We start from the raw sequence: 12,482 nt of genomic DNA, 5'->3' as shown, positions 1-12,482 counted from the left end.
GGTCAGGCCGCCCGCCGTTCGCGGGTCTGCTTGCAGGTGACACAGGTGGTGGCGGCCGGGAAGATCTCCAGCCGCTCGACCGGGATCGCCGCCTTGCAGCCCTCGCACCAGCCGTACGTGCCCTCGGCGAGGCGGCCCAGAGCGTGCTCGTACTGGGCGCGTCGGTCGAGGATCGTCCGCAGGAGCGACTGGGCGGTGTCCCGCTCGGCCGTCTTGGTGCCGCTGTCGGCCTGGTCGTCGCCGGCGGTGTCGCCGACCTCCACCAGACGCAGCACCTGACTCTGCAGGACGGCGTGGTCGTACTCCGCCGTCAGGTCGTCGTAGCGCGCCTGCAGGGACTGCCGGATCTGGTCGATCTCCGTCTGGGAGCGGCCGGTGTCGACCGTGTCGTGGACGAGCATCGCTGCCTGCCTTTCCTGGCCTGTGGTTCCCGTGAACCGGGTCCGGCGGCGTGGTGCCCCGGGTAGCGGTCGCATGCGGTACGCGGGCGATCACCCACGCTCTGTGAGCCGGGCGAGTACCCGCCGGACACGGCCCGCAAACGAGCCAATTTCAGTCCTCGCCGGCAGCTTCGACGAGCGCGGGATGGCGGGGGTCGTCGGCGCGTACGACCACGTCGGCGAAGCTGGCGGGAACCACCTCGTCGGCGTAACGGTCGAAGGCCGGCAGGGTCCACCCCCGGGCCGGATCGGTCCGGCGGCGCAGGGCCGCCGTCGACACCTGAAGGTGGACGGTCACGTCGAACGGCAACGCTCCGCCGAGCAGGAGCGCACCGCTGACCAGGACCACGCCGCCCGGCGGCAGGTCGACGTACGCGGCGCGGCTGGCCCGGTCGGCGACCGGGTCCCACAGCGACGGCAGCACCCGCCCTTCGCCGCCGGGGCCGGCCGGGTCGAGCACCTCACGGCGCAGGCCCGCCTCGTCGAGCCAGCCCTCGTAGTAGGCGTCCGGGTTGGTGCGGCCGAGTTCGAAGCGCAGCGACGCGGGCCGGAGGAAGTCGTCGGCGCGTACGTGCAGGACCGGACGACCCCGGGCGCGCACCGGGTCGACAAGCGCGGCGGCCAGCTCGTCCGGGCCGGCGGCGGGAGCGCCGTCGACGGCGACGCGCAGCCGGGCGGGCTCGACGGTGGCCGAGGCGTCGGCGAGGCGGCCGGTCAGTTCGGCGACGAGCAGGTCGGGCGAGATGGGACGGATGCGCACCGGTCCATCCTGCCCCGCCTGGAAGCGGCGAGCGGTGGTGGCGGTCAGCCGGTGCGGTCGACGGTGACGCGCGCGTCGTCGGCCAGCCGGTAGCCCACGCCGTAGACCGTGGTGACCAGGGGTACGTCGACGCCGACCTTGCCGCGCAGCCGGCGCACGTGCACGTCGACGGTGCGTACCCCGGCGTGCTCGTAGCCCCACACGGCGTTGAGCAGTTGCAGCCGGGTGAAGACGCGGCGGGGGTGTGCGACGAGGTGCAGCAGCAGGTCGAACTCCAACCGGGTCAGGGGCACCGGCTCGTCGTCGCGCAGCACCGACCGGGACGACGCGAGGATGTGCAGGGCGGGGATCGTCGGGGTGAGGGCCCACACGGGTGACCGGTTGGCCGGCACACCGTCGGCGCGGCGCTCGGCCGGAACGGAGCTGGTGACCACGCCCTCGCCGCGTTCGAGCAGCTCACGCGCGGCTTCGAGCAGCCGCAGGGCCGGCGGCGTCAGCGACTCCTCGCAAGTCAGCGGGATGGACAGCGTCACGGTGAGCACGGGCGCGGCGGTGTTCGCCGGGCGGCGTTGACCGCCGGGAGGTCGACCGGGCACCGCGGGCTGGGACGTATGCCATCCGGCGCGCGACGAGGCGGGGCTGACCGACATGGTCCTCCTTGGGCTGGTCCGGGTATCTCCCCACGGCCCGGGACGCCGCTTCATCGATGCTTCCCGGCGTCCGGGCGAGGGTCAAGAGGCGGCGGCGTTGCATGAATGTGACAATCGACGAACGCATCGGAGCCAGACGCTCGCTCTGCGTACGAAGCCAGATGATTACAGCAGAGCCACCCGGGTGCCTGGTTACGGGGGTCCCCGTCCTGTTCACCATGCGGATGCCACCACGCCCCGGCCGGCCACCCGGCCCGCTCAGCGGGTGTGGTCCACGCTGATCCGCGCCTCGTCGCCCAGCCGGTAACCCACCCCGTAGACGGTGGTGACCACCTCCGCGCCGTCGAGCTTGGCGCGCAGCCGCCGGACGTGCACGTCCACGGTCCGGGCCACCGCGTGCTCGTAGCCCCAGACGTTCGACAGCAGCTGCAGGCGGGTGAAGACCCGGTGCGGGCGCTCGGCGAGAAAGAGCAGCAGGTCGTACTCGATGCGGGTGAGGGCGACCACCCGGTCGCCGTGCCGGACGGTCCGCGAGCCGGCCAGGATGCGGACGTCGGCGGCGTCGGCCACCGCGGACGCCTCGACGACGGTGGGGCGCGCGAGCGGTCGCGGCGTCTGCGGTACGTCGTCGGCGGGGCCCAGCCGACCCTCGCCGGCCTCGGCCAGCTCGCCGAGCAGCTGCACCAGCCGGGCCAGCCGGGGGCTCATCGGACCGGGGGCCAGATCGAGGGTGATGGTCAGGGTGGGGCCGGTGCGCGGGCGGCCGACGGCCCGTCCCGGGTGACCCGGCGAGTAGGGACGGGTGGGGATCGCGACGACGGACATCGTGCCTCCTGATGGCGGTACGCCCGCCACGCCCGGTGCGGCGTGGGGGTCAGCGGCGCGCCCAGCCGGCGGTGACCGGGGGCGCGAGGGGGGTTACGCGGTGCAGGGGGGTCGGACCGAGCGCCGGCAGGCCGGCGATGCGCCAGGCGGCGAACCCGCCGTCGACGTCGGTGGCCCGATGCAGGCCGATGTCCTGCAACGCGGCGGCGGCCAGTGACGACGTGTAGCCCTCCTGGCAGAGGATCACCACCGGCACGTCGTAGTCGACGGCCTCGGGCAGTCGGGCCGGGCAGCGCGGGTCGAAGCGCCACTCCAGCACATTGCGCTCGATCGTGAGCGCGCCGGGCACGACGCCGTGCGCGGCGCGCTGGGCCGCCGGCCGGATGTCGACCAGCAGTGCCCCGGCCCGGTAGGCGAGGTGCGCCCGCTCCGGGTCCAGCCGGTCGAGCCGGGCACGCGCGGCCGCCAGGATCTCGTCGATGCCCCGGGAGCCCGGCGGGGGCACGGGCGCCGGACACTGCTCGGCGGTGAGCTGCATTATCGAATCCTTCCGGGAACGAGAGGGTCGGAGCGATTCACCAGGACCGGCCGGCCTCGGCGACCTCGGCGGCGCGCAGCCGCCCGTCGAAGAGGTCGTAGCGGGTCATCCGGCGCAACGCCGGCCGGTAGACGTGCACGCTGACCGCCGGGTCCGCGCCGCGGTTGGTGACCTGGTGGACGTGGCGAGCGCCGAAGCGACGGCCGGTACCGGCGGGCAGCACGCGGGGCAGCAGCCGTCCCCGGCTGACCGTCTCCTCGGTGAGGGCGCCGGCGACCACCCGGAACGCGCCGGCGGAGCCGCCGTGGTCGTGCAGGTCGGTGCCCTGGCCGGGCAGCCAGCTCAGCGCCCACACCTCGTGGTCGTCTGCGGTGGCGAGCCGGGCGTACCAGCGTTCGCTGGGATCAAAGCGCAGCGTCACCGGCCAGCCGCCCGGGTCGGCCCAGCGGGCGGCGACGGCGAGCAGGTCGGTGTCCGGGCGATCGTGGGTCATCGGTGGTTCCTCGCGGGTCGGTGCGTGGGGTGCCCCCGTACTCTAGACGGCAAAGCCTATAGGTTTAGTAGGTAATTCCACATGCCGAGATGGCCGGCGCGGGTGCGGAGTCCTCCGCCGCGCCCTAGCCTGGACCGGTGACCGACGACCTCGACGCCGAGACCCTGGCATTCGCGCACCGGATGTTCGACCTGGCCCGCGCGGGCGCCGCCGACGAACTGGCCGCCCAGGTCGACGCCGGCCTGCCGGTCAACCTCACCAACGACAAGGGCGACACCCTGCTGATCCTGGCCGCCTACCACTCCCAGCCCGACACGGTGGCCGCGTTGCTGGCCCGGGGCGCGGACCACACCCGTACCAACGACCGGGGTCAGAGCGCCCTGGCCGCCGCGGTCTTTCGCAGCAGCGCCGACGCGGTCCGCGCGCTCCTCGCCGCCGGAGCCGACCCGGCGTACGGCAATCCCTCCGCCCTGGAGACCGCGCAGTTCTTCGACCTGCCGGACATGGTGCGGCTGCTGCAGGCCGACTGACGGTATACAGGGGCGGTGGAAGATCCCCTGCCCGAGCAGATGCGTGCCGCCGGCAGCGCCCTGCTGACCGCGCTCGCCCCCGCGACCCGCGCCGACGCCGTGTACCCCTTCGACGACGAGCCGGCCCGGCGCTGGCTGGAGTACCGGCCGCGCCCGCGCCCCGGCGTCTGCCTCGCCGCGCTGGACGTCGCCGGGCGCAAGGCCGCGCACCGGCTGCTGGCCACCGCCCTCAGCCCATCGGCGTACGCCCAGGCCATGGCGATCATCGCGCTGGAGGAGGTCCTGGACCGGGCCGAGGGGTGGCGTCGCGGGCGGCACAGCGGCGACTACTGGATCGCCGTGTTCGGCGACCCGGCGCGCGACGACCGCTGGGCGTGGCGGCTCGAAGGGCACCACCTGTCGGTGACCATGACCGTCGTGGACGACCAGGTCTCCCCCGCCCCGGTCTTCTTCGGCGCCAATCCGGCCGCGGTGCGGTACGCCGGACGGCCCGTCTCCCGACCGCTCGGCGTCGAAGAGGACCTGGGCCGCGCCCTGCTGGACGCCCTGGGCCCCGCCGGACGGGCCGCCGCGATCATCGCCGACGAGGCCCCGACGGACATCATCAGCGCCACCCGCCCCCGCGTCGACGGGCCACTCGAACCCCTCGGCGTACCGGCCGACCGACTCAGCCCCACCGGCCGGGCGCTGCTCGACCAGGTCGTCGCGCTCTACCTGGACCGGCTACCGACCGAACTGGCCGTACGCGAGGCGACCCGCCTCGCCGGCGGCCCGCTGCACTTCGCCTGGGCCGGGCCGACCAACCCGGGGCAGCGCCACTACTACCGGGTGCAGGGCGACAACCTGCTGATCGAGTACGACAACACCAGCGACGACGGCAACCACGCGCACACCGTGCTCCGCCGCCCCGCCAGCGACTTCGGCGCCGACATCCTGGCCGCCCACCACAACTCCCACCCCCACTAACCCGTCCCCCGCCCCCGGCCCCGCCTCTGCCCCCGGCCCCACCCCGGCCCCCGGCCCCACCCCGGCCCCGGCCTGCACCCCGCCCGACCCCGACCCCGACCCCGGACCGCCCGGCCCGGCCCCGGCCCCGGCCCGGCCCGGCCCCGACCCGACCCGGCCCGGCCCCGACCCGTCGATCATGGAGTTGTGGTGGGAACGAAGGGTCCAAAAAGGGCGCATAACGCCCACCACAAGTCCATGATCGGCAGGCGGCGGAGGGTGCCGTCCCAGGCGATGCCGCCACCACGCCACGCCCCCGGCCGATCATGGAGGCGTGGTGGGAACGAAGGTCGCGAGCAAGTGCATATCGTCCACCACAAGTCCATGATCGGCAGGCGGCGGAGAGGCGCCGCCCCGGCGATGCCGCACCCGCACCCGCACCTGTCCCCGCCCTCGACTGCCCCGTCCCCTTCTCGTCGATCTTGCGGTTTCTGTGGCGACTAAAGGTGTCGATGGGGCATAACGTCGACAGTATGTGCAAGATCGGCGGGAGGTACGGGGGCGCAGGCGGGGGTCGGGGCGCGGGGTCCGGCGGGAGGGCGGGGGTGCCGGGGTCGGGGTCGGGGTGCCGGGCCGGGCGGGGGGGGGAGGGCGGGGCGCGGGGCGCGGGGTCGGGGCGCGGGCTCGGGGCGCGGGGTGGGGGCGCGGGCGTCCCGGGGTGGAGCTAGGGGTGGGTTGCTTCGATGAGGAAGCGTTGGGCGTGGGCTACGAAGGGGCCCTGCTCGACGATGCGGCGGTGCAGGGCGAGGAGCGGCACGCAGTGGTGGTCCACGTCGAAGCCCGGCACGGTCCAGACCACTTTGCGCAGGAACCAGACCACCGCGCCGATGTCGTGGAACGTCGCGCGCAGTGTGGCCCGGCGTAGATCGACCACGCGCAGGCCCGCCGACTCAGCGGAAGCGACCGCCTCCTCGGGGTGCCGGGCGTCCGAGGGTGGCAGCGGGCCGAGGATCGCCTCGCTCAGCTCCCGCATGGTGCCCGGCCCGATCTGCTGTGACAGGTACGTCCCCCCGGGGCGCAGCACCCGGGCCGTGTCCGCCCAGTCGGTGCGTACCGGGTGCCGGCTCACCACCAGGTCGAACGAGTCGTCGCCGAAGGGCAGCGCCGAGTCCGGCGCGACCGCCACCACCGTCGTGCCGAGCGGGTGCAGGTTCCGTCGTGCCACCAGGACGTTCGGCGGCCACGCCTCGGTGGCCACCAGCACCTTCGGCAGGTACGGGATCTCGGCAAGCACCTCGCCCCCGCCGGTGTCCACGTCCAGCGCGGCGGCGGCGCGACCCATCCGGTCGGCGACGAGCCGGGCGTACCCCCACGGTGGACGCTCTTCGGTGGCCCGGCCGGCCAGCCAGTCGAAACCCCACCCGTCGACGGGCGCGGCGGCGGCCTCCGCGATCAGGTCCTCGGCGGTACGCGCGTCAGTCACGGCGATCAGCCTCGCCGGCACGCCACCCGAGCGGCAATCCATTTACCCGGCGCTTGATCGACTCGCGTTCCTGGAAGCCGTCCGGTCACCGAGCCGCCAACGCCCCGACTTTCCGGAAACCGAGTCGATCACGCAAAGACCGAGCCGATCACGGGCGGGGGCGGACGACCTCGACCGTGCCACCGCCGAGAGTGTCCAGGCTGCCGGTCTCGACGCGACCCCCGTCGAACTGGCGCATGAGCCGCGCGCCCAGGTACACGCCGACCCCGCCGGCGGTCAGCGCCACCAGCTCGGTGGACAGGATCGCGGCCGTCGCGCCACGATCCGGCGAGTGGGCGCGGACCAGGCTGGTGATCAGGAACAGCCCTGCCATGGCCGCGTTCACCAGGTTGAAGGCGATGGCGGTACGGCGGGTGCCGTCGACCGGCACGTCCCACAGGTCGACCATGCCCGCGATGGCCGTCATGGCGGCGGCGAAGAGGGCGGCGACGCCGGTCCAGTAGCCGACCTCGCCGAGGAAGACCGGCCCGCCGGCGACATCGGTGAGGTCGAAGACCGTGGCGCTGACGAAGAGCCCGAGCGGGAACGTCACCAACATCGGTTGGATGGGGTGCCCCTGCACCCGCAGCCGGCTCTGCATCGGTCCTCCCCAGGGTCAGGCGCAGTCCACCAGTACCAGAGTGCTACCCGAGCGCCCGAGAGGTGAAACGATGCCGCCCGACTCGCCGCCGACCGGGAGAACGGGCATCCACCCGTGCCGGTCGACGGTCAGCTCTCGCGGGGGCGGGAGACTGTCCGCACGAGGCGTTCGGCGACCTCGCGCAGCGGTATGTCCAGCGACGAGGCGGCGGTACGCAGCACGTCCAGGGCCTCGGCAGCCGGGCACCCCCGCTGCGTCATGATCACTCCGATCGCCTGGCCGACGACACCCTCGTGCAGGAGCGAGGCGTCCCGCTCACCGGCAAGCGCCTGCTGGCGGCCCCGGTCCCGGACGGCGGCCAGCAGCAGACCGGCGTGTTCGGCGAGCAGCATCGCGGTGAGTTGGTGCTGTGGGGTGAGCACGTCGGGCGCGGCGGCGTACAGGTTGATCGCCCCGATGACCTGGTCGTCGATGTCCACCGGCGCGGAGATCACCCCTCGGACGCCGAGGTCACGGGCGCGCGGCGTCCAGGTCGGCCACCGTGGCTCGCCGGCCAGGTCGACCGCGAGGATCATCTCGCGGCGTCGGATCGCGCTCATGGCCGGCGTGTCGGGCCCGTGACGCAGGTCGTCGAGGCCGGCCAGCCGATCGTCGGAGGTGGCCAGGCTGGCCGGCTCGCCGGCGCGCAGCGCGGTGAACCCACACCAGCGCACCCCGGCCACCGCGTCCCGGGTGACCCGGACCAGCGCCAGCAGCGCCTCATCGAAATCGGTCAGGCTGATCAGGCCGGCGGTCAGCTCCCGCAACAGCGCGGCTGTCTCCAGCACACCGAGTCGTTCGACCACCGGTTCCCGCGTGTCCAGGTTCACCGTCGCACTGCCCTCGTACGCCCTCGCGCCCATCCCGCCGACGTCGTCACGTGTGCCATCGTCTGCTCTCTTCCGCCTTGACCGACCAGCCCTACTACCCTCGCAAACCGGGATCGAAACGGCGCGAGGAGGGGTCTCTGCCCTACCCGGAGGTACGACAGAGGCCCCGTGGGTCAGGTCAGCGCGACGCGCCGCTGAGCCGCCGACCGATCGAGGCGATCAACCGGTCGAGCTCGGAGCCGAACGGGTTGTCGTGCACCAGGTACGTCCAGGTGGCGGTCGGACGGACCAGGGTGCCGTTCTCGGGCTCCCAATCCTCATCGAATTCGGTCTCGTTGAACGTGGCGATGGTGCGCGCCTCGATCTCCGGGACGAGGTTGTTGAAGGCCGGCACCGCCGCCCGGTGGAACTCGTCCAGCGGGTCGAGCCGCCCCAGCGCCCGCAGGTGCACGCCCTCGCGGACCTCGGACAGCTCGGCGAGGTGCTCGGCCCAGAGCCGGTCCAGGTGGAAGAGCGCGATCGAGCGGGCCGCCCGGGCGAGCAGGTCCTCGTCCATCTCGCCGGCCTTCTCGGGCTCCTTGTCCAGCAGCATCAGGGCAGCCACGTCGCTGGTCAGCAGGCGCTCGCGGCGGGCGGCCAGGGCGATGCGCTGCTGCTCGATCACCACGCTGTAGCGCCAGGTGTTGCGGTGGATCTCGTGGTTGACGCCCTCGGCGACCCGCTGGGCGTGCTCGACCGCGTAGTCGACCTGCTCGTCGGTGACCAAACCGTCCGCGTTCATCCGCGGCGACGGGGGCACCGCGTCGGCGGCGTGCCGGACGACCAGGTCGTCCTCCAGGCTGACGAAGAAGACCGAGCCGCCCGGGTCGCCCTGCCGGCCGGCGCGACCCCGCAGCTGGTCGTCGACGCGGCGGCTGTCGTGCCGACCGCTGCCGATCACGTAGAGGCCGCCCAGCTCGGCCACCCGGTCCCGGTCGGCCTGGTCGCTGCCGCCGAGGCGGATGTCGACGCCCCGGCCGGCCATCTGGGTGGAGACCGTCACCGCGCCGTACGCGCCGGCCTCGGCGATGATCGCCGCTTCCTCGTCGTCGTTCTTGGCGTTCAGCACCACGCAGGACACGCCGGCCGCGTTGAGCCCGGCGGCCAGTGCCTCGGACTCCTTGACGTCCAGGGTGCCGACGAGCACCGGCCGCCCGGCGTCGTGGCAGCGGCGGATCTCGTCGATCAGCGCCTCGTCCTTCTCGGCGCGGGTGGCGTAGATCCGGTCCTGCTCGTCCTCGCGGACGCACGGCGTGTTCGGCGGGATCACCGCGACCTCGAGGTTGAAGAACTCCCGCAGCTGGTCGCCGACCAGCACCGCGGTGGCGGTCATGCCGCACACCTTCGGGTAGAGCGCGATGAACGCCTGCACGGCGATGGTGCCGAGCACCTCGCCCTCGGCGGTGGCGTCCAGCCCTTCCTTGGCCTCGACCGCCGCCTGGAGCCCGTCGGGCCAGCGGCGCCGCTGGGCCACCCGGCCGCGCATCTCGTCGATCAGCTCGACCGAGCCGTCCCGGACGATGTAGTCCACGTCACGGTGCAGCAGGGTCTGGGCGTGCAGCGCCACGTGGACCGCGGAGAGCTGCTCGACGTGCTCCTCGTCGTACAGGTCGATGCCGAGCTTGGCCTCGACGGCGGCCAGGCCGGCGGAGGTGAACGCCACGCTGCGCCCGTCCTCGGCGACCGTGTAGTGCCGACCCTTGCGCAGGCCGCGCACCAGCGCGGCGGCGGCGTGCACCGGGTCCTGCTCGCCCGGCACCGCGCCGGCGAGCACCATCGGCACCCGGGCCTCGTCGATCATGATCGAGTCCGCCTCGTCGATGATCGCCGTGGTCAGCACCGGCTGCACGCGGTCTTCGACGTCGGTGACGAGCTGGTCGCGCAGGTAGTCGAACCCCGCCTCGCTGACCGAGATGTAGGTGACGTCGCACGAGTACGCGTCGCGCCGCTCCTGGGGCGTGGACGCCTCGTTGACCCAGCCGACGGTCAGGCCGAGCAGCCGGTAGACGGGCTCCATCCACTGGGCGTCACGGCGGGCCAGGTAGTCGTTGACGGTGAGCACGTGCACCGGGCCGTTGCCCAGCCGGACGTGCCCGTACGCGGCAATGGTGGCGGTCAGCGTCTTGCCCTCACCGGTGGCCATCTCGGCGACCTTGCCGGAGAGCAGCGCCATCGCGCCGAGCAACTGCACGTCGTACGGCCGCTGGTCGAGGCCCCGGTGGGCGGCCTCGCGGCCGACCGCGCAGATCTCCTCGTAGCCGGTGGCGGCGCCGGCGGCCTCGGTCAACTCGGCGTCGTCCAGCGCGGCGAGGTCGTCCTCGCGCGTCGCGATCGCCGGCAGCAGCTTCTCCAGCGGAGCAAGATCCACGGTTGATCCCGGGCGCTGGAGGAAACGCCGGAACTTGCTCTTGAACCGTTGCGACACACCCATGAGCGGCAACGGTACGCGATTCTCGACCGCCACGGGCGGCCCGGCCGCCCGGCAAGTTGGGCCCACTCAGGCGACCAGCAGTTGATGGGTGGCCAACTCCCGGTAGAGCGGGTCGGTGGCGGTCAGTTCGGCATGGGTGCCCACGGCCACCACCCGGCCGCCGTCGAGGACGACGATCTGGTCGGCGTCCACCACGGTGGCGAGTCGGTGCGCCACGATCAACAGCGTACGACGCACGGCCACCGCGTCGATGGCGCGGCGCAGCGCGGCCTCGTTGCGCGCGTCGAGGTTGCTGGTCGGCTCGTCGAGCAGCAGCACCGGCGGGCCGGCCAGCAGGGCCCGGCCGATGGCCAGCCGCTGCCGCTCACCCCCGGAGAGCAGCACCCCGCCCTCCCCCACCTGCACGTCGAGGCCCTGCGGAGTGCGCTGGGCCAGGTGGGTGAGGTTGACCTCGTCCAGGACGTCGCGCAACCGGTCGTCCGTCGCGTCGGGGGCGGTGATCAGCAGGTTCTCGCGCAGCGTGCCGGCGAGCACGGGCGCCTCCTGCTCCACGTAGCCGAGGCGTGCCCGCAGCGCGTCGCGGGGCAGCTCCCGCACGTCCACGCCGTCGACCCGGACCGCGCCGGCGCTCACCTCGTAGAAGCGCTCGACCAGGGCCAGCAGCGTCGACTTGCCGGCGCCCGACGGGCCGACCAGGGCGGTACGGGTGCCGGTCGGCACCGCGAAGCTGACGTCGTGCAGCACCGACGCGCCGCCCGGGTAGCCAAACCCGACCCGGTCGAACTCGATCATGGGTGCGGCCCGGCGTGGGGTCGTCGTCGCGGGCCCGGCCGTCGGTCGGTCCGCCGCGCCCTCCGCCGGCACGTCCAGGATCTCCTCGATCCGCTGCAGGGCGCCCAGACCGGACTGCAACTGGGTGTACGCGCGCAGCACCTGGCCCAGCGGCAACGCCAGGAGGAACAGGTACATGACGAAGGCGACCAGATCGCCGACGGAGATCGCCCCGGCGGCGACCCGCGCCCCGCCGATGCCGAGCACGAGCAGGAACGCCCCCTGCACGGTTACCGAGCCGATCGGGCCGATCAGCGCCTGCACCCGGGCCACCCGCAACCCCGCCCCGTACGCCTCGCGGGCGCTCACGGCGACGGTGTCCGCCTCCCGCGCCTCGGCCCGGCTGGCCCGGATGGTCCGGGCCGCCGAGATCGCCCGCTCCACCGCCGAGGTCATCTCGCCGACCCGCTCCTGGGCGGCGCGGGCCAACGCCCGGACCCGCCGGGCGAAGGTCGCCGCGAAGCCCAGCCCGAGGCCCACCCCGAGCAGGGTGACGCCGAACAGCAGCGGGTCGAGCAGCACCATCGCGGTGCCCGCCCCGACCACCATCACCGCCCCGGTGACGGTCTCGAACAGCCCGGAGGTGACCACCGCCCGCAGCAGGGTGGTGTCCGAGCCCACCCGGGAGAGCAGGTCGCCGGTGCGCCGCTGGTCGTACTCGGCGATGGGGAGCCGCAGCAGGTGGGCCGCCAGCCGTCGCCGGGTGCCCAGCACCAGCCCTTCGGCGGTGCGTTGCAGCAGGTAGTCGCGCAGGCCGCCGATCGCCGCGCCGAGCACCACGAGCCCCACCAGCACCGCCACCAGCCACCAGACCGGGTGCTCGCGGCCGATCCGGTCGAGGACTGACCGGGTGAGCAGCGGTTGGGCCAGCGACGCCGCCGAACCGGCCAGCGACAGCACGCCCACCACGACGAGGGTGCCCCGATGCTCGCGCAGGTACGGCAGCAGGGCGCGTAGACCGATCGGGCGGCTGTCGACCGACGTGTCCGTCGAGGTGCTCATGGGGCG

Annotated in this window: 13 protein-coding genes; 2 read left to right on the top strand and 11 right to left on the bottom strand. The window is 73.7% G+C overall.

Features of this window, described 5'->3' with window-relative positions; all coding sequences use genetic code 11:
- Positions 1 to 2: 2 nt before the first annotated feature.
- The 6 genes from ACLQ25_RS22430 to ACLQ25_RS22405 all read right to left on the bottom strand — a co-directional run bounded on the left by ACLQ25_RS22430 (position 3) and on the right by ACLQ25_RS22405 (position 3,706).
- Positions 3 to 401 carry a TraR/DksA family transcriptional regulator gene (locus ACLQ25_RS22430; RefSeq protein ID WP_425732758.1) on the bottom strand — a complete coding sequence of 133 codons (399 nt, stop codon included), beginning with the start codon at positions 399 to 401 and terminating at the stop codon, positions 3 to 5.
- 151 nt (positions 402 to 552) lie between these two features.
- The gene (locus ACLQ25_RS22425) at positions 553 to 1,200 is read right to left on the bottom strand and encodes a uridine kinase (RefSeq protein WP_425732757.1); all 648 of its coding nucleotides are present in this window, start codon (positions 1,198 to 1,200) and stop codon (positions 553 to 555) included.
- Positions 1,201 to 1,244: 44 nt separating this feature from the next.
- Positions 1,245 to 1,850 carry a winged helix-turn-helix domain-containing protein gene (locus ACLQ25_RS22420; protein ID WP_425732756.1) on the bottom strand — a complete coding sequence of 202 codons (606 nt, stop codon included), beginning with the start codon at positions 1,848 to 1,850 and terminating at the stop codon, positions 1,245 to 1,247.
- A gap of 258 nt (positions 1,851 to 2,108) precedes the next feature.
- Entirely contained in the window at positions 2,109 to 2,675 is a 567-nt protein-coding gene (locus ACLQ25_RS22415; RefSeq protein WP_396799402.1) for a winged helix-turn-helix domain-containing protein, read from the bottom strand.
- Between the two features lie 49 nt (positions 2,676 to 2,724).
- Complete coding sequence (locus ACLQ25_RS22410) at positions 2,725 to 3,213, bottom strand: rhodanese-like domain-containing protein (RefSeq protein ID WP_425732755.1); 489 nt, start codon at positions 3,211 to 3,213, stop codon at positions 2,725 to 2,727.
- Positions 3,214 to 3,250: 37 nt separating this feature from the next.
- Positions 3,251 to 3,706, bottom strand: a complete 456-nt coding sequence (locus ACLQ25_RS22405) for a cysteine dioxygenase (protein ID WP_425732754.1) — start codon at positions 3,704 to 3,706, stop codon at positions 3,251 to 3,253.
- 137 nt (positions 3,707 to 3,843) lie between these two features.
- Between ACLQ25_RS22405 and ACLQ25_RS22400 the strand changes: the two genes are divergently transcribed.
- Together ACLQ25_RS22400 and ACLQ25_RS22395 are read left to right on the top strand one after the other, a co-directional pair.
- A complete protein-coding gene (locus tag ACLQ25_RS22400) occupies positions 3,844 to 4,236 on the top strand; it encodes an ankyrin repeat domain-containing protein (protein ID WP_425732753.1) in 393 nt (130 codons plus the stop codon).
- Positions 4,237 to 4,251: 15 nt separating this feature from the next.
- Positions 4,252 to 5,202, top strand: a complete 951-nt coding sequence (locus tag ACLQ25_RS22395) for a DUF3500 domain-containing protein (RefSeq protein ID WP_425732752.1) — start codon at positions 4,252 to 4,254, stop codon at positions 5,200 to 5,202.
- A 703-nt stretch (positions 5,203 to 5,905) separates the two neighbouring features.
- On the opposite strand, the gene ACLQ25_RS22390 is transcribed toward ACLQ25_RS22395, so the two are convergent.
- From ACLQ25_RS22390 to ACLQ25_RS22370, 5 genes are all read right to left on the bottom strand, one after another.
- Positions 5,906 to 6,664, bottom strand: a complete 759-nt coding sequence (locus ACLQ25_RS22390) for a class I SAM-dependent methyltransferase (RefSeq protein ID WP_425732751.1) — start codon at positions 6,662 to 6,664, stop codon at positions 5,906 to 5,908.
- 148 nt (positions 6,665 to 6,812) lie between these two features.
- Positions 6,813 to 7,304 carry a DUF2231 domain-containing protein gene (locus tag ACLQ25_RS22385; RefSeq protein ID WP_425732750.1) on the bottom strand — a complete coding sequence of 164 codons (492 nt, stop codon included), beginning with the start codon at positions 7,302 to 7,304 and terminating at the stop codon, positions 6,813 to 6,815.
- A 128-nt stretch (positions 7,305 to 7,432) separates the two neighbouring features.
- On the bottom strand, positions 7,433 to 8,173 hold the full coding sequence (locus ACLQ25_RS22380) for a GAF and ANTAR domain-containing protein (protein ID WP_425732749.1): 741 nt from the start codon (positions 8,171 to 8,173) through the stop codon (positions 7,433 to 7,435).
- Between the two features lie 178 nt (positions 8,174 to 8,351).
- Positions 8,352 to 10,643, bottom strand: a complete 2,292-nt coding sequence (gene secA2, locus ACLQ25_RS22375; RefSeq protein ID WP_425732748.1) for an accessory Sec system translocase SecA2 — start codon at positions 10,641 to 10,643, stop codon at positions 8,352 to 8,354.
- Positions 10,644 to 10,709: 66 nt separating this feature from the next.
- Positions 10,710 to 12,476, bottom strand: a complete 1,767-nt coding sequence (locus ACLQ25_RS22370; RefSeq protein ID WP_425732747.1) for an ABC transporter ATP-binding protein — start codon at positions 12,474 to 12,476, stop codon at positions 10,710 to 10,712.
- Between the last annotated feature and the right edge of the window lie 6 nt (positions 12,477 to 12,482).

The sequence above is a fragment of the Micromonospora sp. DT44 genome (assembly GCF_049841635.1).
GTDB lineage: Bacteria > Actinomycetota > Actinomycetes > Mycobacteriales > Micromonosporaceae > Micromonospora.
This window is presented reverse-complemented; position numbering and strand designations above follow the sequence as displayed.